The sequence below is a fragment of the Prevotella denticola genome, assembly GCF_900454835.1.
Lineage (GTDB): Bacteria > Bacteroidota > Bacteroidia > Bacteroidales > Bacteroidaceae > Prevotella > Prevotella denticola.
The window spans coordinates 286,759-307,663 of sequence record NZ_UGTM01000001.1 but is presented as its reverse complement, the minus strand read 5'-3'; the positions used below and the strand labels follow the sequence as shown (position 1 = coordinate 307,663).

Annotated in this window: 18 protein-coding genes; 5 read left to right on the top strand and 13 right to left on the bottom strand. The window is 48.0% G+C overall.

The window, feature by feature from the left end:
- Window positions 1-32 precede the first annotated feature (32 nt).
- The 3 genes from clpX to tig all read right to left on the bottom strand — a co-directional run bounded on the left by clpX (window position 33) and on the right by tig (window position 3,508).
- On the bottom strand, window positions 33-1,271 hold the full coding sequence (clpX, locus tag DYH27_RS01330) for an ATP-dependent Clp protease ATP-binding subunit ClpX (RefSeq protein ID WP_025068337.1): 1,239 nt from the start codon (window positions 1,269-1,271) through the stop codon (window positions 33-35).
- A 10-nt stretch (window positions 1,272-1,281) separates the two neighbouring features.
- Window positions 1,282-1,965 carry an ATP-dependent Clp endopeptidase proteolytic subunit ClpP gene (gene clpP / locus DYH27_RS01325; protein ID WP_004352532.1) on the bottom strand — a complete coding sequence of 228 codons (684 nt, stop codon included), beginning with the start codon at window positions 1,963-1,965 and terminating at the stop codon, window positions 1,282-1,284.
- Between the two features lie 175 nt (window positions 1,966-2,140).
- A complete protein-coding gene (gene tig, locus DYH27_RS01320) occupies window positions 2,141-3,508 on the bottom strand; it encodes a trigger factor (protein WP_025068336.1) in 1,368 nt (455 codons plus the stop codon).
- A 317-nt stretch (window positions 3,509-3,825) separates the two neighbouring features.
- Here tig and DYH27_RS01310 point away from each other — a divergent pair, with 317 nt between their 5' ends.
- Entirely contained in the window at window positions 3,826-4,011 is a 186-nt protein-coding gene (locus DYH27_RS01310; protein ID WP_025068334.1) for a hypothetical protein, read from the top strand.
- On the opposite strand, the gene lptB is transcribed toward DYH27_RS01310, so the two are convergent.
- Window positions 3,998-4,834: an LPS export ABC transporter ATP-binding protein gene (gene lptB, locus DYH27_RS01305; protein WP_004352529.1), complete on the bottom strand. Its 837-nt coding sequence runs from the start codon at window positions 4,832-4,834 to the stop codon at window positions 3,998-4,000. The two genes, DYH27_RS01310 and lptB, sit on opposite strands and share 14 nt — an antisense overlap.
- A 228-nt stretch (window positions 4,835-5,062) precedes the next feature.
- Between lptB and DYH27_RS01300 the strand changes: the two genes are divergently transcribed.
- Window positions 5,063-5,809: an MlaE family ABC transporter permease gene (locus DYH27_RS01300; protein WP_004352535.1), complete on the top strand. Its 747-nt coding sequence runs from the start codon at window positions 5,063-5,065 to the stop codon at window positions 5,807-5,809.
- 248 nt (window positions 5,810-6,057) lie between these two features.
- Window positions 6,058-6,828 carry an ABC transporter ATP-binding protein gene (locus DYH27_RS01295; RefSeq protein ID WP_025068333.1) on the top strand — a complete coding sequence of 257 codons (771 nt, stop codon included), beginning with the start codon at window positions 6,058-6,060 and terminating at the stop codon, window positions 6,826-6,828.
- 442 nt (window positions 6,829-7,270) lie between these two features.
- On the opposite strand, the gene DYH27_RS01290 is transcribed toward DYH27_RS01295, so the two are convergent.
- The 8 genes from DYH27_RS01290 to DYH27_RS01250 all read right to left on the bottom strand — a co-directional run bounded on the left by DYH27_RS01290 (window position 7,271) and on the right by DYH27_RS01250 (window position 16,497).
- On the bottom strand, window positions 7,271-9,568 hold the full coding sequence (locus tag DYH27_RS01290) for a carboxypeptidase-like regulatory domain-containing protein (RefSeq protein ID WP_025068332.1): 2,298 nt from the start codon (window positions 9,566-9,568) through the stop codon (window positions 7,271-7,273).
- Between the two features lie 689 nt (window positions 9,569-10,257).
- A complete protein-coding gene (locus tag DYH27_RS01280; protein ID WP_025068331.1) occupies window positions 10,258-11,517 on the bottom strand; it encodes a hypothetical protein in 1,260 nt (419 codons plus the stop codon).
- A gap of 149 nt (window positions 11,518-11,666) precedes the next feature.
- A complete protein-coding gene (locus DYH27_RS01275) occupies window positions 11,667-12,071 on the bottom strand; it encodes a hypothetical protein (RefSeq protein ID WP_025068330.1) in 405 nt (134 codons plus the stop codon).
- 17 nt (window positions 12,072-12,088) lie between these two features.
- Entirely contained in the window at window positions 12,089-13,402 is a 1,314-nt protein-coding gene (gene der / locus DYH27_RS01270; protein ID WP_004352509.1) for a ribosome biogenesis GTPase Der, read from the bottom strand.
- Window positions 13,403-13,785: 383 nt separating this feature from the next.
- Window positions 13,786-14,667 carry a GTPase Era gene (gene era / locus DYH27_RS01265; protein WP_004352536.1) on the bottom strand — a complete coding sequence of 294 codons (882 nt, stop codon included), beginning with the start codon at window positions 14,665-14,667 and terminating at the stop codon, window positions 13,786-13,788.
- Between the two features lie 81 nt (window positions 14,668-14,748).
- Entirely contained in the window at window positions 14,749-15,768 is a 1,020-nt protein-coding gene (locus DYH27_RS01260) for a beta-ketoacyl-ACP synthase III (protein WP_004352518.1), read from the bottom strand.
- A 2-nt stretch (window positions 15,769-15,770) separates the two neighbouring features.
- Window positions 15,771-15,956, bottom strand: coding sequence for a 50S ribosomal protein L32 (gene rpmF / locus DYH27_RS01255; RefSeq protein ID WP_004382259.1), 186 nt, complete (start codon window positions 15,954-15,956; stop codon window positions 15,771-15,773).
- Window positions 15,957-15,978: 22 nt separating this feature from the next.
- Window positions 15,979-16,497 carry a YceD family protein gene (locus DYH27_RS01250; RefSeq protein WP_004352516.1) on the bottom strand — a complete coding sequence of 173 codons (519 nt, stop codon included), beginning with the start codon at window positions 16,495-16,497 and terminating at the stop codon, window positions 15,979-15,981.
- Between the two features lie 59 nt (window positions 16,498-16,556).
- Here DYH27_RS01250 and DYH27_RS13350 point away from each other — a divergent pair, with 59 nt between their 5' ends.
- On the top strand, window positions 16,557-16,838 hold the full coding sequence (locus tag DYH27_RS13350) for a hypothetical protein (RefSeq protein ID WP_172462786.1): 282 nt from the start codon (window positions 16,557-16,559) through the stop codon (window positions 16,836-16,838).
- Between the two features lie 252 nt (window positions 16,839-17,090).
- Here DYH27_RS13350 and DYH27_RS01240 read toward each other — a convergent pair whose 3' ends face one another.
- Window positions 17,091-18,275 (bottom strand): sensor histidine kinase, encoded by a 1,185-nt coding sequence (locus DYH27_RS01240; RefSeq protein ID WP_025068328.1) that lies wholly within the window; start codon window positions 18,273-18,275, stop codon window positions 17,091-17,093.
- Between the two features lie 178 nt (window positions 18,276-18,453).
- On the opposite strand from DYH27_RS01240, the gene DYH27_RS01235 reads away from it, so the two are divergent.
- Entirely contained in the window at window positions 18,454-20,586 is a 2,133-nt protein-coding gene (locus tag DYH27_RS01235; RefSeq protein WP_025068327.1) for a TonB-dependent receptor, read from the top strand.
- Window positions 20,587-20,905: the final 319 nt, after the last annotated feature.

Here is a 20,905-nt window from a genome sequence, read left to right as displayed (position 1 = left end):
TCTTCACATCTGCAGGCTGTATGTGTATAAGGTTACGAGGCGGCATTCGCTTTCTGAATGTGCGCCTTGTCCAATTGCTGACGGACGTATTCCTCCGTCACTTCAAACGACTTGATTCGCCGGGACGGTACGTCGAACATCGCATCCATCATCACTGCCTCGACGATGGAACGCAGACCGCGCGCACCGAGCTTGTACTCGACAGCCTTGTCCACGATGTAATCGAGTGCCGGATCCGTAAAGCTGAGCGTGATGCCGTCCATGCTGAACAGCTTGACATACTGCTTCACGATGGAGTTCTTCGGCTCGACGAGTATCTTGCGCAACGCTTCCCGGTCGAGCGGATTGAGATAGGTCAGCACCGGCAGACGGCCGATGATTTCCGGGATGAGGCCGAACGACTTCAGGTCCTGTGGTAGCACATACTTCATCAGATCGGCCTTGTCTATCCGTGCGACATTCTGCACCGAGTTGTAACCGACGGTATGCGTATTGAGCCGCTGCGCTATCTTGCGCTCGATACCGTCGAAGGCACCTCCGCAGATGAAGAGGATATTGCGCGTGTCAACATGTATGTAGTCCTGGTCAGGATGCTTGCGTCCGCCCTTGGGCGGCACGTTCACCATCGTTCCTTCCAGGAGTTTCAGCAGTCCCTGCTGTACGCCCTCTCCGCTCACGTCACGGGTAATGCTCGGGTTGTCACTCTTACGGGCAATCTTGTCTATTTCGTCGATGAAGACGATGCCGCGCTCCGCCGCTGCCACGTCGTAGTTAGCAACCTGCAAGAGACGCGACAGAATGCTCTCCACATCTTCTCCTACATAGCCGGCTTCAGTGAAGACAGTCGCATCGACAATGGTGAAAGGTACGTCAAGGAGCTTGGCAATCGTGCGGGCAAGCAAGGTCTTTCCCGTACCTGTGGACCCTACCATGATGATATTGCTCTTTTCGATTTCCACACCGTCGTCGTCCTTGGGCTGCTGCAGCCGTTTGTAATGATTGTAGACCGCTACCGAAAGATAGCGTTTCGCTTCGTCCTGACCGATGATATACTCGTCAAGGTATTTCTTGATTTCCTTCGGTTTCGGCACTTTCTTCACCTTGAAAGAATCACCTTCACCGCTCTGTTCCTGTGCCAGAGCACCTGTCTGCATGACAATGTTGTAAGCCTGCTGCGCACAGTCCTCACAGATATAACCGTTCAGACCCGTGATAAGGAGCTTCACATCTTTCTCATTCCGACCGCAAAAACTACATTTCTTCTGGGGCATTGTCTCTCCTTTACTTTACAGCATTGTTTACCGGTTTCCTCGTCAGCACCTCATCGATCATACCGTACTCCCTGGCCTCTTCAGAGGTCATCCAGTAGTTACGGTCACTGTCGTTCCACACCTTGTCGAACGGCTGGTGAGAATGGTTGCTGATGATGGTATAAAGTTCTTTCTTGAACTTCTGAATCTCACGCGCTTCTATCTCAATGTCGGAAGCCTGACCCTGTACGCCACCGAGCGGCTGATGAATCATCACGCGGCTGTGTGTCAGGGCAGAGCGTTTCCCCTCCTGACCGGCGACGAGCAGCACGGCAGCCATCGAGGCAGCCATACCCGTGCAGATGGTGGCGACATCGCTTGAGATGAACTGCATGGTATCGTAGATGCCCAGGCCGGCTGTCACGCTTCCGCCGGGAGAATTGATGTAAATCGATATATCCTTGCCCGGATCGACGGAGTCCAGATAGAGCAACTGTGCCTGCAGCGTATTGGCGGTATAATCATCGATCTGCGTACCGAGGAAGATGATGCGGTCCATCATCAGGCGTGAGAACACGTCCATCTGGGTCACGTTCAGCTGCCGTTCTTCAAGGATGTACGGGTTCAGGTACTGTGCCTGCGACTTCACCACGTCGTCCAGCACCATGCCGTTGATTCCAAGATGCCTGGTAGCATACTTTCTAAAGTCGTTCATTGTTTTCCTTTCTATAATATAAAATGTGACAAAAAACAGAGGTTACCGACCTCTCTTATCATTGCCATTTATACAAACTCCATGCCACCCGAGGCGGCATCAGCCTGCATATCTAAAGCAAAGATAAGCAAAAAAATCGATAACCTCTCTATATAAAGGAAGATTTTTCCTAAAATTATTGCCCGCTTACAAGTTTGTTGAACTCTTCAAGACTCACGCTCTTGACGTTCAGCTTGACAATTTCCTTGACAGCGGCAGCAAGTTTGCGGTCGAGTGCAGCCTCGACGAACGAGTCGATGTTCTCACGCTTCTTCAGCATCTCATCCGCATAGCCGTTCAGGTAGTCGTCCGGAACGTTTGTCATGCCATACTGGGCAAACTGCGCACGGGCCATCTGGCGCGCGCTCTCACGAACATCACTGTCTTCGACCTTGATGCCGTGGGCAGTTGCCAGCTGCTGCTTGATCAGGTGCCATGTCAGCTCCTTGATACTCTGCTCGTAGTTTTTCTCTACAAACTCCTCGCCCTTGTCCTTGTTGTTGGCCAGCATGATACGCTTCAGGATGGTATCCGGGAAAGTCAGTTTGCCGACCTTCTTCTCGCAGTAAGCACGGAGATCCTGGATGAACCTGTAGTCAGAGTCGCCTTTTAACTGCTCTTTCAGGCCCTCGGCAATCGCCTTGCGGAAACCAGCCTCGTCCTTGATGCCGGCCTGCTCACCGTAGACACCTTTCCAGAGTTCAGCGTTGTTCTCAGCCTTGACAAAGCGTGAAATCTCTGTAATCTGATAAGAGAAATTGCCCTTGTGCCCGGCAACCTCGTCCTTCTTGATTTTCAGAAGAGAAGAGACTTCTATGTCGTTGTCGGGATAAGCAGCCGTCGGATTGAAAGTGATGATATCGCCCAGCTTGGCACCGTCAAAGAGTTTTTTCTGGTCTTCTACTTTGATGTACTGCGGCATCAGCGAAGCACCCTCAACGGTAATGCCGCCTTCGAGCGTATTGCCGTTCTCGTCCAGCTCACGGAGGTCGCCCTTCAGCATATCACGCTGTTCCGGATCGAAAGTATCCACCTTGTCGTAGTGGCCGGCACGGCTCTGGAACATCTCGACCTGCTGGTCAATCAGCTTGTCGTCAACGGCAATCTCATAGTAGTCAATCTTGTTCTTGCCGTTCAGTTCAATCTTGAACTCCGGTGCGACGGCAATGTCGAACTTGAACTCATAAGGAGCTTCCTTTTCCAGATCAACACTCTCCTGGGACTCCGGGGCCATCGGCTGGCCCAGCATCTGGATTTTGTTGTCGGTTATGTATTTCTGGAGATTCTCACCCAGGATTCTGTTGATGACATCCACCTTTACCTGCATGCCGTACTGCCGCTTGACCAAGCCCATCGGCACCTGTCCCGGACGGAAACCGGGAACATTGGCACGCTTGCGATAATCCTTGAGCGTCTTCTCGACCTCATCCTTGTAATCAGCTTCCTCAACAGTGATGGTCATCAGACCGTTCACCTTGTCGGGATTCTCAAATGAAATTTTCATCTTTAATGTTCTATATTATGTTTATTATTATTTATCAAAGGCATTCATTCACGAGAAGACACGCCATCCCCTACAGTCTTTGGAGTGCAAAGGTACTTAAAAATTCGCATACCCTTATAATATATAGGTGGAAAATTGTTTTTTTAACCAAGACCCCAGAAACGCCTGCGCCGCCCCCGGAGATTCCTCTACACCAAACATTGCACTTCTATCTTGAATGTTTAAGACACCAGGAAGACATCAGACTGTTCTTGGCCGGATTCTGACGCAGTCCGTCTTCTTCCCCATGAAATGTTCCCGACAGATCAGCCGCACCCATGCAAAAGACTCCAGCAGGGTGTCTCACCAGTCACAACGACCGGGAACACTGTTCCCAACGGCTGGGAATCGTGTTCCCGACAGCCGGGAACGAGTTTCCCGACCGGTCGGGAATACGGCACAATGCAGGACGATACGACGAAGACTTTGCAGTATCCGTGGGGAAGCAGGCTACGGCCGGATAACTCCATCAGCCTCTTCCTGTGCCCGCTTACGCTGGTCGAGCAGCTGGAAGTCTTTCTTCTGCAGGACGAAGTCTGTACCGAGATACTTCTCCTTCACGATTTTGTTGGCTGCCAGCTCCTCCGGCGTCCCCTTGAAGAGGATGCGTCCTTCGAAGAGAAGATAAGCGCGGTCGGTGATGTTCAGTGTTTCATGTACATTATGGTCGGTAATGAGGATACCGATGTTGCGGAACTTCAGCCGCCACACAATGTGCTGGATGTCCTCAACGGCGATAGGGTCGACACCGGCAAACGGCTCATCGAGCATGATAAACTTCGGGTCGATCGCCAGACAGCGGGCAATCTCACAGCGTCGGCGTTCACCGCCAGAGAGGCGGTCGCCGAGGTTCTTGCGCACTTTTTCCAGACGGAATTCCCGGATGAGACTTTCCATCTTTTCGATGCGTTCCTGCTTCGACAGTTTCGTCATCTCCAGCACGCTCATGATGTTGTCCTCCACGCTCATCTTGCGGAAGACACTCGCCTCCTGCGGAAGATAGCCGATGCCGGCACGTGCGCGCTTGTAGACGGGATAATTGGTGATTTCCTGATTGTCGATGTAGACGTGCCCTTCGTTCGGAACGACAAGCCCCGTCGTCATGTAGAAGGATGTCGTCTTGCCCGCACCGTTCGGTCCGAGCAGCCCGACAATCTCACCCTGGCGCACATTGATGCTTACCCCATTGGCTACCGTACGTTTCCCGTACCGTTTCACCAGCCTGTCCGTACGGAGCACACTTTCTTTCCCTTCAGGACGTACGACGAAATTATCTGTTTCCAACATAGCTTTCCCTTTTAGCTTTTAGACAGGAGGCGTCATCAGACACCACCGCCGCAACCGCTGCAAAATTAATAAATTAAAAGCAGACAGCAGTCATAAAGACGTGAAAAGAAACAAAAGAGGGCGACTGCGGGAGGAAAGCAGCCTTTGCGACTATTAAATAATGTCTTTCCTGCCTGTTTCTGTGATATTTTGGCTAATTTTGCACATTCAAACCAAAAGGGGAAATTCATGCTTGTCTTCAAGTGGCTGAACACATTCGGCAATTATCTTATACTGATGGGACGGTCGTTCAGCCGGCCTGAACGGATGCGGATGTTCCTGAAACGCTACGTCAAGGAGATGTCGCAGCTGGGGGTCGACTCCATCGGCATTGTCCTGCTCATCTCGTTCTTCATCGGTGCGGTAATATGTATACAGATCAAGCTCAACGTGCAGAGCCCCTGGATGCCTCACTGGGTGTCGGGCTATGTGACACGTGAAATCATGCTGCTGGAGTTCTCCAGCAGCATCATGTGTCTGATTCTGTCGGGAAAGGTCGGATCGAACATAGCTTCAGAGCTGGGTACCATGCGCGTGACACAGCAGATCGACGCCCTGGAAATCATGGGTATCAACTCTGCCAGCTATCTCATCCTGCCAAAGATGCTTGGATTGATCACCATCATGCCGTTTCTTGTCATCTTCTCGGCGGCTACGGGTATCATCGGCGCATACGCCACGGCATACATCGGGCATATCATCACGCCGATTGACCTGACCGCCGGGCTGCAGCACGACTTCAATCCGTGGTTCATGTGGATGAGCATCATCAAAGGTTTCTTCTTCGCTTTCATCATCTCAAGTGTCTCCTCTTACATGGGCTACACGGTGAAAGGCGGAAGCGTCGAGGTAGGCAAGGCTTCCACTGACGCCGTAGTCTGTTCGAGCGTGCTGATTCTCTTCAGCGATGTGTTCCTGACGCAGGTGCTGAGCTAAACAGATGCCTCCCACGACCCCTCCAAAGGAGGGAAGTGGCTAACGGAACACCTATCACCGATTATCATCATCTCCAAGCCCCTACGAAGGAGGTGAGTGGCTGACGGGGACTAAATTAGAACAAGCAGAACACCACTTATGACTGAGGTTTATCAGTTATAAGAAGTAAATAATAAACCATACATCCCAACGAACAAGCTGATTGGGGCTTCCCTCCTTCGGAGGGCTGGGGAGGGAGGTTTCTCATTATGATTGAAGTAAAACATCTCTACAAGTCGTTCGGCGACAAGGAAGTGCTGAAAGACATCAACACCGTCTTTGAGGACGGTAAAACGAACCTCATCATCGGACAGAGCGGTGCAGGCAAAACCGTCCTGATGCGCTCGCTCACCGGCCTGCTCGATCCGACCAGCGGTGAAGTGCTTTATGACGGACGCAATTTTGTCAACATGACAAAGAAGGAGAAGATCCTCATGCGCCGTGAAATGGGAATGATCTTTCAGGGAGCGGCTCTCTTCGACTCGCTCACCGTACTCGAGAACGTTCGTTTCCCGTTGGATATGTTCTCGGACATGACGACACAGGAACGTGACAAAAGGGCGATGGAATGTCTTGAACGCGTGAACCTGACAGGGGCTGAACAGAAGTTCCCCGGTGAGATTTCAGGCGGTATGCAGAAACGTGTTGCCATTGCGAGGGCGATTGTAATGAACCCGAAGTATCTTTTCTGCGACGAACCGAACTCCGGGCTGGACCCGAAGACTTCACTTGTCATCGACGAACTGCTGACGAGCATCACACGGGAATTCAACATGACGACCATCATCAACACCCACGACATGAACTCGGTGATGGGCATTGGTGAAAATATCCTCTTCATCGCCGACGGTAGGAAAGAATGGCAGGGCAACAAAGACTCCGTTATCTCGTCCCGGAACAAGAAACTGAATGACCTTGTCTTCGCCTCTGACCTCTTCAAAAAAGTCAAGAGCATAGAAGAAAGCAAAACTACATTATAAAGCAAGACTACATTATAAGGAGACTCAGCAACTTATCAGTTCTGAGATATATTGAAACAAGCCTTTATCTTTCCTGCTAAAACAGGGGATAAAGGCTTATCTATTTCTATTGCTGTCCGATAAGGTTAAGCCCAAATCGGTTCATTAGGGTCTTGGAAGATTCTGTTTTATTGCCGAACAGATTATTTGTCTTTGTAACGAAGGTATAGCGGGCTACGTCAAGTTAGAAAGACAAGAGAAGACCATGTCTGCGTATTTAAAATCTGAAACATATTTACACAATTCACTGTAATCCGTCCTTAACACATACATAAAAAACTTTTCTTTCCCATTTTTAAGGATTACAGTTATATGCTTACTCTTTTATAGATTTTCATCTACCTCTACTTTTATATTTAAAATGTGCATAAATTAAATATCTAATCAATCATACCTTCACCTTCTATTTGCTTCCTGACAAAACGCCAGAATTGGTATCACTATTATTTATTCGTTTGTTTACATTGTTCTTGTGTTTACCGAAGTCTACGTTGATATATGCTTCAAGCATGAATATTCTGTTCAGGTCATGCGAAAAAGCATCCTGCCTGTTAGGTGCCAGCTTCGACCAGTTTTCTACATACTGACTATACCTGCTACTGAAAGGATTCAATATCTGAGCTTGTATACCCCAGTTATCCCTATTATAGCCGACCGATATCGAATGTAGAGTTTCCTCCTTGGTTAAAGTCTCTCCCCATAGTATTTTATGCCCTTTGCCGGCACTAGCCATCAAGAACCAATTACCTTTCAGGAAGGTAACAGAACCATTTACACCGAAATCAGAATAGGTGTGGGTATAATTATTCCCCTCACTTATGTATCTGTTGAAGTATGTGCTGACATTAATCTGACAATTTTCACCGAAAGGAATCAGCTTCAAATTTAAATTATTCTGCAATCGATGAAAACCCTTCTGATTCTCCATTGTACGTATATACTTGTTATTCTCGAACAATGTCGTCTCCATCAAAGGCTTGTCATCAAAGCTGTATCTGATAAGATAATCCAGATCCAACCATTTATACTTCCAGTTGATGGTCAAATCATTAGAGAAGAACATCACGGTCTTAAGATTAGGATTTCCTCGTCTAACTTGATAATTATCTATATTCTGGCTTACATCATTCATATCTGATAATGATGGAGAATAACCTGAAATATAGCCAGTGTATCTAACAAGTAAATTCTTGGCCAGATTGTATGACAATTTAAGTGTTGGGCGAAAGATAAGTTTACTCAGGCTTACATTTCCCTGACTGTTATATGTTCTCATTACACCACTACCCATGGTGTATACCAATTTCCCTACCTTAGACATAAATTCCACGTACCCATAGGTCTCAGCTGTTCGCATACTTACATTCGCATTGATGGTTCCACCGTAATTATTGGAAACGAAGGCCTGATTATGTTTTATGCCAAGTGATAACATGGAATTTTTAATCTTTTGCTCATAAATAGCCTCAGCGATGAGCGAATATTTATCACCTTTTGTCTGCGATGCATATTCCTCAACAGAATTTACTCCTCTCTGAACAAAATGCCTATTATTCTTAGTTTTTATATAAGTTCCTACCACATCAATAAACAGATTCTTTCCTTTAGCCAATTCTGTCTGGTAATAAATATCTAATGAAGGTATATTTTCCCTCGACTTTTCATGATCGGATATTTTATATTCCTGTCCAGCACTTGTAAGTTCGGATTCTCTGTCTGATATGGAATAAGGCATATCCATATATGACTGTCTATAGTTGATACTTAGCAGATTGTTGTTTTTACTATAGTCATAACCTAATAGGAAATTCATCCTGTCATACTTTACCTTTGTAGGCAAGCCTGTTTCCACATTGTATAGTGAAGTCGCTGTTCCATTAAAGGTTTCAACATTCTCGCGTATCCATTTCAAATCTCTGCGTTCCCAATTAGATATAAACTTTACAGACGATCTTCCAAAATGATAATTAGCGGAAACATTATAATCTCCTGTCCCGATTTTATTTATGCCATTGGTTAAATCGACTGAGAAATTTCCACCTGAGTTCCTCCGTTTCAGAATAATATTAATGACAGCTCCCACATTTCCATAACGCAATCCCGGATTATCATGGTATTCCACCTTTGCTATATCGTCTGGTCTTAGAGATTTCACCTCAGGAAGATTTGCCTTTACTCCATTAATTTGTAATTCAACTGTCCCTCCTGTAGTCATCTCTATGCTATTGTTAATAGAATTGATCTCAATGCGTGGAAGACTTAAATTCTGCAGTAACAAAAGGCCATTACTGGATGCCTTCCGTTGCAGACTGCTAGGAATAAGTATCTGTCTGTCAATTTTCTGAATTTTATTACTGCCAATGACTTTTACCTCACCTAAAGCCTTTGGTAACACCATCAGTTTGATCTTTCCCATATCAACATCATCCGATGCATTATTACAGGTAATATATTGGTCTTCATAGCCTACATATGACAGATGAACGATAAAGTTATTCGATTCTATACCTTTAATATGAAATTCACCCACATCATTTGTTACGCCACCAAACAAGAATGTCGAATCTGCCGACAGAATTCTGACCGAACATCCAATTACTTCCTTGTTGTTCTCATCTACAATGTTTCCTTTTACACTCATTTGAGAGTATGCTCCTTTGGAAAACATCAGAAACAGGAGCATCATAAAAATATGCTTCATTATTTTATAACATTTAGATAATTTTCCTCATAATATCACATTTAGATCTTTAGCCCTTGTACATCTGGGATCTGGCATAGAAAAAGATTTTCTTCTGTTATCTTTGCAATGTCTAGATAATAGGTTTATTTTCTGTTGCAAATATATTTATATCTCCAAATTATTTCGCTACACAAAAGTGTAATAGTGAATATGTTCTGTAAATACCAACTAAGAGTCTCGATTCTATAATTAATTATAGAGTGAGAATATCCTCAAAGAAGAACGATACAAAGATAGTCTTTTTATGGCACAATTCCTTGGCTTTCTGATAAAAAGTATATTTTTCATCTTAAAAAGTTGTTTTGTTCAGTTTTAAATATTATCTCTGTATATAAAATTATAAGCGTTCTTTGTTAGGCAGAAAACAGCGAAGCCAAGTAGCTCGCTCGTTTCCAAACCGTTACCTATTTAGTTGTATCAACAAGATAACTTATTTATTTTCAATAAGTTATATTTTGATAACTATTTTGGCTTGCAATTAAGCCTTAATTGAAGTGCAAGAGAGCGTAGATTGAAAATGAAGGAAGGAAAGAAAAAACAGGACAAAAAAATTCTCCCATAAGACCGACAGAGGCTAAATCCCGCATCCTTAGAAAGAATCGGATTCACAATTCTGTCAACAAAAACAAATGGAAAGATTATCATTCTCATTCGTCTTGGCTCGTTTTAATCTTCACAGCCTCATCATACTCCTCATAAACCTTGTCACATAGTGCTTCAAAACCAGGGAAATAAAAAAAATGCTGGCTATCAATATAGCTGCGGAAAGAATCGTTGTAATAGAGCTCGTGTCCAAGGAGAGAAGTTTCCTCTCGGCCATACTTCTTACTGAACTTATAGAGGTAATAACACAGATAGGCTGCAATCTCATAGCGTTCTTTCTTCGTGAATTCAGTCATCCACATAGGAAGTTTTTGCTCGTCTGTATTCAACAGATAGTCTATATAATCATTGAAGAGCCCAATCCACTCCGTATTCTCTTCTGTTGCAGGTAGCTTCAAGATGCTTTTCAAAAGTCCTTTTCTGATTTCAACTTTTGCGTGCTTCGCCTTTCTTTTACTGGCTAAAGTATTGTCAAGAATCCAAGGGTCATCAACATCAGTATATTCTTTCAACATGTTAGCCATTACTAACTTGTTTATTTCTTCGTTCTTGTCATATCCATACTCACGCAGCAGGTCTATGAGAAACGCAGCTTCGTTCTTCTTCAACCATTCAAGAGCGTCTTTACTATCATAGAAGATAAAATTGTTTTCGTTGAAAAATATGCTATCATTGAAGTTGAAATAGAGTTTTCCACGTTTTATTGTTTTCCTGTGATTCTCATCTATGGCATATTCAGACAGCCCCTCAATCTTTACCGCACTGTCAATTGTGGGGGAAGTAATGATGTAATTGTAGTTTGGCACATAGACAAGTCTGTTCCAGAAATACTCTTGTTCGTCGAAACTGACACCTCCCATCGCCTTTTCCTGCTTAGCCCGTTCTGTTGCATTGCCATTCTTAAAGATGTACGTTCTGAAACCTCTCGTCAATTGAATATCATTACTTTGATTTACATCAACACCAAAATATTTCAGAATGGCTTCTCTGGCTCTCTCGTTATCAACGGGTTTATAGCCCTTGCGACGGATTGCTTCATCAATCAGTTCGACAGCAATATCAGTGTATTCCACTTGAGCCTTCTGCGGAAAAGAAAGAATCCCTCCATCCGAAACTTCCGTCAAGCCCAGATAATAGGCTCTGATTTGCTTATCATACTGACTTAGCAGGTCTTTCTTGACCACAACAACCGTATCAGCAGTGTTCTCCTGCTGCGGAACCTTACGCTGACTATCACAGCTGCTTCCCAAAACCATGAGCAGCAGCGTCAAAAAGATATACTTGCTTTGTTTCATCTTTTTCATTCTCTATTTCAGAAAATCCGTACAGCAATAAGGGCTCACCTTAGACAAAAGGACCAAAAGTAAGCCGAATTTCTACCGTCAGGACTACCTGTAACTTCCATCAAGACAAACAGCCTTAAAGATGAACATGCCCATTATCCACACAGTGCTCATCTCATCATCCACACGCTTTTCCTCTTTATCATCGGCACAACAACCTGTTCCGTAGTCTTGTCACCATAATGAAAAAGCAGAAAAACACTGGCTGTACTGTCTTTCTCCGAGAATACAAATGAAGCCAGCGAGATGGAATCAATCCCTTTATGCTGACTTTTCTGCTGTTCCATAAACTGCTGAAGATTAATCAGAAGCTGTTTCCGATAGCCATCGGGCAACTTTCCCGGACGGTTCTCACCCTCCAAGAAGGCTTCATACTTGCCTTTAAGCAGCTGTTCATAATAGAGTTTGGCTGCACGGGCAGCCAACTCTCCTTGGTCAACCTCTTCCTTCTTACTTCCACAAGCTGCCAACAGCAATGCCGAAGCAAAAAGAAAGGGTAGCACAATCCACTTCATATACACACCTCCTACGACTACTTCTGACGGATGAATACGTTGATCGGACAGCCATGCAGGTTCCAGTTCTCACGTATCTTGTTCTCCAGGAAACGGCGATACTGCTCCTTGACATACTGTGGCAGGTTCGCATAGAACACGAAAGAAGGAATCTGCGTGTTGGGCAGCTGTGAGCAATACTTGATTTTAATGTACTTCCCCTTTACTGACTGTGGCGGCGTCGTCTCGATGATGGGCAGCATCACCTCGTTCAGCTTCGTCGTACCGATGTGTATCTTACGGTTCTGATAGACTTCCTTCGCAGTTTCCAAAACCTTGAAGATGCGCTGTTTGGTCAGTGCAGAAGCAAAGATGATCGGGAAGTCGACGAACGGTGCCATACGCTTACGGATAGCATTCTCGAAAGTATCGATAACCTTCTGGTTCTTGTCTTCCACCAAGTCCCACTTGTTCACAACTACGACAAGGCTCTTGTTGTTGCGCTGGATGAGCTGAAAGATATTCATATCCTGCGCCTCGATGCCACGGGTTGCATCCAGCATAAGGATACAGACGTCAGAGTTCTCGATGCTTCGGATGGAACGCATGACACTATAGAACTCCAGATCCTCGGTCACCTTGTTCTTACGGCGGATACCGGCAGTATCAACCAGATAGAAATCGAAACCGAACTTGGTGTAACGGGTATAGATACTGTCACGGGTCGTACCGGCAATCTCGGTCACAATATTACGGTCCTCGCCGATGAAGGCATTGATGATGCTCGACTTGCCGGCGTTAGGACGGCCTACGACGGCAAAACGCGGTATGTCCTGGTCGACAGATTCGTCCGGAGCATCCTTCAGCTTCTCGAGCAGTATATCAAGCAGGTCGCCCGTACCGCCACCCGTAGCGGCACTGACACAGATGGGTTCTCCCAGTCCGAGCTTATAGAACTCGGCAGCCTGGTAGTATTCGCCGCTGTTGTCCACCTTGTTGGCAACAAGGAGAACCGGTAGCTTGGTACGGCGGAGAATCATTGCAACATCCTCGTCCCAGTCGGTGACACCGGTCTCGGTATCAACAAGGAAGAGCACGAGGTCGGCCTCTTCTGTCGCCACAAGCACCTGCTTGCGGATTGCATCTTCAAAGATATCATCTGATTTGACTACCCATCCGCCTGTGTCAACAACAGAGAACTCACGGCCGTTCCACTGGCACTTGCCATACTGGCGGTCACGGGTCGTACCGGCCGTGTCGCTCACGATGGCGTGACGGGTCTGGGTCAGTCGGTTGAAAAGCGTGGACTTACCTACGTTTGGGCGTCCCACGATAGCTACTAAATTTGCCATTCATACTGGTCTTTTCCCTCCTCATACTAACAGGGCTATGCCGTTATCTTGCTATGAGAAGGCGCCGGATGTGGTCAGGCATCCGATGAATATTTGCCGAGGATGACCATTCCCCAGCCCTCGCATTGTGCGAGAGTATGCCCTACTAAGCAGTCAGGGCGATTCTGTTTCTCTTATGATCAGGGAGGACTGTCAGATCCATTGGTTCCGTCAGCCTTGTCAGCCGAATTGGCCCCATAGTCACCATCAGTTCCGGAGGCCAAAAGCCCCAAGACCTCTCTACGTTTTTTTTCCGTCAGACATCCCCCGTAAGAGGCCGGAGGTTTTTACCTTTTTACTTTCTTACTTTTTCACCTTTTTACTTTCTTACTTTTCCTCTCGGATCACTCCGGATTATACCCGAAGTTGTTCAATTCCTTCTGTGAGTTGCGCCAGTCCTTGTCCACCTTCACGAAGGTCTCAAGGAAAATCTTCTTGTCGAAGAAACGCTCCAGACTCTTGCGGGCCTCGGTCGACATCTTCTTCAGTGCCATGCCCTGGTGCCCGATGATGATTCCCTTCTGGCTGCTGCGCTCAACGTAGATGACTGCATTGATATGTATCTGACGGTCATCTTCCTTGAAACGCTCAACGACAACCTCAACAGAATAAGGGATTTCCTTGTCATAATAGCGTAGAATCTTCTCACGGATGATCTCCGAGACGAAGAACCTTGCAGGCTTGTCCGTCAGCTGGTCCTTGTCAAAGAAGGCCGGACTCTCCGGCAGCAGTTCTCGGACACGCTTCATGAGAATGTCCGTCCCGAACTTGTTTTTAGCCGAAATGGGCAATATCTCTGCATCAGGAAGCAGTCCATGCCATTTCTCCACAAGCTCGACGAGCTTCGACTGGTCGCTCTCGTCAATCTTGTTGATCAGGAGAATGACCGGAATCGTCATCTTCGCGACCTTCTCCAGAAAGTCCATGTTCTTCTCCGGATTCTCGACGACATCCGTCACATACAGCAGGACATCAGCATCGGCCAGGGCTGATTCCGAGAACTGAAGCATCATCTCCTGCATCTTATAGTTCGGCTTCAGCACCCCAGGCGTGTCCGAGAAGACTATCTGGGAGTCGTCCGTATTGACGATTCCCATGATGCGGTGGCGTGTTGTCTGTGCCTTGAAAGTGGCTATACTGAGTTTCTCACCGACGAGCTGGTTCATCAGCGTGCTCTTCCCGACATTCGGGTTGCCGACGATATTTACAAATCCTGCTTTGTGCATAATATGTCTTCTAACAAAAAACGCACCTATCTTATTAGAAAAAGAAAGATGCGTTCTTTTGTGTATGATAACTTAGCGTCTTTATTTCTTAACCGCTGCAGAAGCTCCGTCATACGCCCACCTGTAATAAGAGGCACCATTGACGAAACCCGCTCCGAAAGCCGTGAAGATGATTCTGTCGCCTTTCTTCAGTTTCGATTCGAAGTCCCAGAGAACAAGCGGCATACAGGCGGCACTGGTGTTGCCGTAACGCTGGATGTTCACCAGCACCTTCTCCATCGGAACACCGATACGCTTTGCCACAGCCTCGATGATACGCAGATTGGCCTGATGACAGACAACATAATTGATGTCTTCCTGTGTCAGACCGTTGCGTTCCAGCAAAGTCGCACAGTCGTCGCCCATGGCCGTGACAGCATAACGGAACACTGTGCGCCCCTCCTGGTAAGTGTAATGCAGCCGATGGTCGACCGTGAACCGGGAAGAGGGGCATACGGAACCGCCCGCCTTGATGTGGAGGAACGGAAGTCCCTTGCCGTCCGTACGGTGGTAGGAGTCTATCAGACCGATGTTTTCCTCGGTCGTCCCTTCAACCATCACGGCACCTGCCCCGTCGCCGAAGAGCGGACAGGTCGCACGGTCACGGTAGTCGGTAATGGCCGACATCTTGTCAGCTCCGATTACGATGATGCGCTTGTGACGGCCGCTCTGGATCATGTTGCAGGCAACATCGAAAGCATACATGAAGCCGCAGCACGCAGCAGCAAAGTCAAATGCGAAAGCGTTCTTCAGCCCCAGCTTGCCCAAGACAATGGAAGCTGTAGAAGGGTGCGGATAGTCAGGAGTCGTAGTGGCGACGATGACAGCATCGATACTGTCAGGATCGGCACCGGTTTTCTTCATCAGAAGTTTGGCCGCCTTGCGTGCCATATAGGATGTGCCGAGACCTTCCTCTGTGAGAATGCGGCGCTCCTTGATGCCCGTACGGGTGGTAATCCACTCGTCATTGGTATCCACCATACGCGACAGTTCCTCGTTGTTGAGGACATAGTCGGGCACGTAACCTGCGACACCTGTGATGATCGCATTGATGTTGCTCATGTTTATTCAGCTGTTTCCTTTACGACAGCAACCTTGCCACGATAGTAACCGCAAGTAGGACAAACTGTATGGTAAACATAATAAGCGCCACAGTTGGGGCATACTGCCAATGTAGGAGCAACTGCCTTATCGTGAGTTCTTCTCTTCAGTGTACGGGTCTTTGACTGTCTTCTTTTTGGATGTGCCATAATTCTTTAAACGTTTAATATATTATTCTTTCAGTTTTAATAGAGCTTCCCAGCGCGGATCCACCGCTACCCCGTCTTCCTGACCGCTTCGGGCGGCAGAGTGCTCTTCAAGAGCTCGTATCATAGCAGGGTTGCATTTCCCAGGTGCATGCACATGCTTGATAGGGATTGCGAGGGCAATGAATTCGTAGAGGAGCCATGTGACATCGAGTATTCCTTCGTCCTCGGCCACCGTCACAAGGTCGTCCTCTTCTGAGTTTTCTGTTCCGAATTTCGCTTCGAGACGCTGCGTTGTCTCTACAGACTGCTCCATCGGTTCGAGACAGAGGTCGCACGGAACCATCACCGTGCCTGTCTCATGAAAGTCCAGGGTAAAGAAATCATTTTCCGTGCGCACGATGTCGACCGACACACGCACGCACCCCCGCCTCACTTCGGGAGCGTCAATCGCCTTAAAGTAAGTGTCATCCAGGTCGAAATCAAGGTGACTTGCACCTTTTTCCAGACCTTTCAAGTCAATCTTAAGGGTTTCCAAGTCCATAATTGGGTTGCAAAGTTACGAATATTTTTCTGATTATAAGCAAATTAAAAGTAAAAAAAGTGAGGACGCATAAAGCAAGCCCCTCTTGCATCATCATTCCTTTCCTATATAAGGCAGCCGGTAAAACGTATGCACCGGCAAGCCGGAGCAGCAGCCGGTACTGGAGCCGGCAGCCTGCGAAAGCAGGCCATGGACCATACGATGACGGACTACGGAAGCAGCGTTCCGGTGCTACGGCAATCCGACAGGGGCATTGTCACTCTGCCGTTCCGGCATGGACTTTCCACCTGTACCCGACAATCCGGCAGGCTTGCGAAAAGAGTTTCTGCCGATTCAACTGATACGGCAAAGAAACGTCTTGCAAATCAGGAAGGGTCATCAAGGGCACCGGGAATCCTGTTCCCAACCGGTCGGGAACAGGAGTACCGATGCCTGGGAACACGGGTACCGGCCGCCGGGAACAGGAGTACCAGCCGTCAGCGTACAGAAAAGGTACTCACGATTCAGCCCCCGGAAAGCGCATGAGGGAGTGCATCAGGTATCCGATTCGCAAGGACAGGCATCCTCCGTATGTCCCTGCTGATCATCTGCCCTTATATCTGGCGCATTTCCTGCTCCTTCCCAAGCTCAATGCGGAAAGTGGTTCCCTTCCCAATCTCTGAACTCTTCACGAAGATCCTTCCGTGATGGTATTCCTCCACGATGCGCCTGGCAAGGCTCAATCCCAGTCCCCAGCCACGTTTCTTGGTCGTGAAACCAGGACGGAACACATTTCTTATATCCTTCTTTTTAATTCCCCTGCCCGTGTCCGAAACCTCTACGACGACACGTCTTCCGGCCTCTTCCAGACGGATCGTGATGGAACCGGACGCACCGCCCATCGAATCGACGGCATTCTTGCAGAGATTCTCCACAACCCATTCGAAGAGTGAGGCATTCATCTTTACAATAAAGTTACCGGACGGGAACTCGGTCCTGATGTCTATCTTCCGGGATGTACGCCGGTTCATGTAGTCCACGACGTGCTGCAGCACCTCCTTCAGGTCGGCAGGGACAGGCTCGGGGACGGAGCCGATCTTGGAGAAACGGTCGGCGATGAGCTGCAGCCGTTTTACGTCCTTGTCCATCTCCGGCAACAGTTCGTCGTCGGGATAGTTTTCCCTCAGGATTGTCGTCCATGCCATCAGAGAGGAAATGGGCGTACCCAGCTGATGGGCCGTCTCTTTGCTCAGGCCCACCCACACCTTGTTCTGCTCCGCCCGCTTCGAGGTGAGCAGGGCCATGACCGCCACGACCACGAAAAGCATCACCACACCCAGCTGGATGTAAGGATAGACAGCTATGCGTTTCAGCATCAGCGATTCATCATAGCACACGTCTATGTAATCTCCACGGCGGCTGCTTAAAGGAATACGGATCACCCGCCCCGCCGATTTCATCCGCAAGGCCATATCCGCCAGTTTCGCCGTACGGTCGGCGGCATTGTGTGCCCTGACACTTACGTTACGGCAATCCGTCACAGTGCCCTCACTGTCCAGGACGACGACCGGGATAGAGTTGTTCTCGTCCAGCACCTTCAGCACCAGGCTCAGGTCCGTGTTCTCATCCGCCTCGCTCAGCGACTTCATCGCTTCTGCCCAGACCTGCATTCTGCTCCGCTCCTGCCTGGCAAGGTCATCGGTCAGGAAATGGGACACAACCAGCGAGGCGACGGCAATGATGATTGCTGCCACTACCAGGAATATCTTTACCTGCCGGATTCTGTCTGTCCACTGCATATATTCCATCTAACGACAAAGCGTGTAGATTATTGCATGGTCATAGAACAAGACTGCATCAACAGGGGAAGAACAGATTGTACGTCACGAGAATACCTTGTTTTAGGTATTGCAGGAAAGGAGGTATTTCCATACTTTTGCACATCTTTAATTATTATTTAACAAGATTGTATTCAAAATGAAAAAAAAGATTTTTCTGCCACTTGCGATAGCAGCCACGGCTGCCATTCCCTGTCATGCACAGACTGACAGCACACGAGAAGCGACTCTGCAGCTGAAGGAAGTAACCATCAGCACGACCCGCATTCCGGAGGTGAAGTCGAACGCAGCGGCAACGGTCACAATCATCGACCAGAAACAGATTGCCGAGATGAGCAAGGTCGCCCCGGATATGTCACATCTGCTGGGACTGCTCACACCGGGCATGGCACTGTCGAGCAATACAACCAGTTCGCGTTCACAGTCGCTCCGCGGCAGAAGCGCACTTATCCTGATCGACGGTATTCCGCAGTCTACCCCTCTGCGCTCTACCGACCGCGACATCCGTACGATCGACGTATCGGCAATCGACCATATCGAGATCGTGAAAGGATCAACAGCATTATACGGAAATGGTGCCATCGGCGGCCTGATCAATATCATCACCAAGAAGAATGCTGCCCACAGAGCCATCGGCGGACAGACGACGCTCTCCGGTTCTACCTACAACTTCTTCCGTCAGGGAAAGGGACAAGGATATCGTATCAACCAGCAGCTATACGGGGCAGTCGGAAATCTCGACTACCTTGTCAATGGGACATTCGGACGGACAGGAAGCAGCGTCGACGGGGACGGACAGTTCATCTCGCCCCGGTACGGACTTGGAGACACCTATACGACGAATGCACTCGTGAAACTGGGCTATGCCTTTTCGCCGAAGAACAGAATCGAACTTATGTACAACTTCTACCGCAGTCTGCAGGACACACGCCTTGTCCCTTCAGGTGGCAAATACCTGAAGCAGCCGGCCATCGGCATCGTCGGTGACAGGGATCCGCTGGCAGTGGACGAGGGAACACGCTACAACCACAATGCCTACCTGAAGTTCACGTCACATGATCTGTTCGCCCATACGGATTTTGAAACGGCTGTCTACGGATCGGGCCTGTACACCATCTTTGACTTCCGGAAAGCCAATCCGGCACAGCCACGCTGGGAGGAGACCAGCGGACAGTCGGCCGTCAAGGACCGTAAATTCGGTTTCCGCACGCAGTTCAGCACTCGTCTCATATTCTCGGACAATACTTTCACACACCTTGTCTATGGTTATGATTACCTTTTCGACAAGACGGCACAGCCCCTCGTCGACGGACGTCACTGGATGCCGTGGCTGACAAGCAACAACCATGCGCCGTTCCTGCAGACAAAGACAACGCTGTGGCAGTGGTTCAACATCAAGCTGGGCGGACGCTACGACTTCATCAATGTAAGCGTGCCCGATTACGATGTGCTGCGTAACAAGCTCTCTGCCCCGCAGGTTCATGTGAAAGGTGGCTCGCTCAGATACAACAACCTCTCGTTCAATATCGGGCTTTCCTATAACAGGTATCCCGTCTTCCAGCCTTTCATCGCTTTCTCACAGGGTTTCTCCATCTTCGACCTGGGACGCACCCTGCGTGCTGCCAAAGCGGATGTACTCGAAAAGATCTCCACCGAACCGGTAAAGACGGACAACTACGAAATAGGAGCTTATTCAAACATCAACAACTGGCTGCAGATCAACGGATCATTCTTCTACACCTACTCAAAACTGGGTAGCGACCTCAAGATTGAAAACGGATTCTGGGTAGTGAACCGTACACCGCAGAAGGTCTATGGCATTGAACTAAGCGCAGATGCACAGATTCTAAGCAACCTCAAGGCAGGAGCAAATCTTTCATGGTTCGAAGGAAAGCTGAAATCGGCATCAGGAGATTGGGACACCTATATGTCAAACATCTCCATTCCGGCCGCCAAACTGGCAATGTACGTCAATTATGCTCCGGTCAAGAACACTTATCTGAACCTACAGTACATCCATACGGGAAAACGTGACCGCTTTACACCGAATGCCGCAGGGGCATACAACGAAGGAGAAGGAAAGGTGAACCGCATCAACCTTCTGAACCTTACGGCAGGAGTAAGGCTGAAGGCATGGGATCTGAGCATGGCCGTTTCCAATCTGCTGAACTACACCTATTACACTCCATCCTCCATGCTGATGGCCCGCAATGCGGAATATGCACATGCTGACGGACGTAATATAACCTTCACTGCAAGTTTCAGATACTAAGCAACAATAAAACTCCGCAATTTATCCTACCGAGCGAATAATTTTACATCGCCCTATAGGATAAATTGCGGAGTTATAGTCTACCAAAAACTGATAGGTAAACATTGTTTCGCAATTCTCCAGAAATCATCATTCAACCCGACAAAGACCGGCCGATTAGTCATCATTCTACCCAATGCCAGACTGCTAACTGACCACCACCGACACTGTCAGGCAGGCATATTCAAGAACGTAATCATTCTTTTTCTGTTCACCATTCCCGGTGGAAAAATCCTCACAGTACAGCAGCCCTCCTCAATTGCAAGAAGTACCATACTGA

Bases quoted from the DNA above. Each gene is read 5' to 3' on its own strand.
- clpX (WP_025068337.1), bottom strand. From the start codon at position 1,271: ATGCCCCAGAAGAAATGTAGTTTTTGCGGTCGGAATGAGAAAGATGTG.
- clpP (WP_004352532.1), bottom strand. From the start codon at position 1,965: ATGAACGACTTTAGAAAGTATGCTACCAGGCATCTTGGAATCAACGGC.
- tig (WP_025068336.1), bottom strand. From the start codon at position 3,508: ATGAAAATTTCATTTGAGAATCCCGACAAGGTGAACGGTCTGATGACC.
- DYH27_RS01310 (WP_025068334.1), top strand. From the start codon at position 3,826: ATGCAAAAGACTCCAGCAGGGTGTCTCACCAGTCACAACGACCGGGAA.
- lptB (WP_004352529.1), bottom strand. From the start codon at position 4,834: ATGTTGGAAACAGATAATTTCGTCGTACGTCCTGAAGGGAAAGAAAGT.
- DYH27_RS01300 (WP_004352535.1), top strand. From the start codon at position 5,063: ATGCTTGTCTTCAAGTGGCTGAACACATTCGGCAATTATCTTATACTG.
- DYH27_RS01295 (WP_025068333.1), top strand. From the start codon at position 6,058: ATGATTGAAGTAAAACATCTCTACAAGTCGTTCGGCGACAAGGAAGTG.
- DYH27_RS01290 (WP_025068332.1), bottom strand. From the start codon at position 9,568: ATGAAGCATATTTTTATGATGCTCCTGTTTCTGATGTTTTCCAAAGGA.
- DYH27_RS01280 (WP_025068331.1), bottom strand. From the start codon at position 11,517: ATGAAAAAGATGAAACAAAGCAAGTATATCTTTTTGACGCTGCTGCTC.
- DYH27_RS01275 (WP_025068330.1), bottom strand. From the start codon at position 12,071: ATGAAGTGGATTGTGCTACCCTTTCTTTTTGCTTCGGCATTGCTGTTG.
- der (WP_004352509.1), bottom strand. From the start codon at position 13,402: ATGGCAAATTTAGTAGCTATCGTGGGACGCCCAAACGTAGGTAAGTCC.
- era (WP_004352536.1), bottom strand. From the start codon at position 14,667: ATGCACAAAGCAGGATTTGTAAATATCGTCGGCAACCCGAATGTCGGG.
- DYH27_RS01260 (WP_004352518.1), bottom strand. From the start codon at position 15,768: ATGAGCAACATCAATGCGATCATCACAGGTGTCGCAGGTTACGTGCCC.
- rpmF (WP_004382259.1), bottom strand. From the start codon at position 15,956: ATGGCACATCCAAAAAGAAGACAGTCAAAGACCCGTACACTGAAGAGA.
- DYH27_RS01250 (WP_004352516.1), bottom strand. From the start codon at position 16,497: ATGGACTTGGAAACCCTTAAGATTGACTTGAAAGGTCTGGAAAAAGGT.
- DYH27_RS01240 (WP_025068328.1), bottom strand. From the start codon at position 18,275: ATGCAGTGGACAGACAGAATCCGGCAGGTAAAGATATTCCTGGTAGTG.
- DYH27_RS01235 (WP_025068327.1), top strand. From the start codon at position 18,454: ATGAAAAAAAAGATTTTTCTGCCACTTGCGATAGCAGCCACGGCTGCC.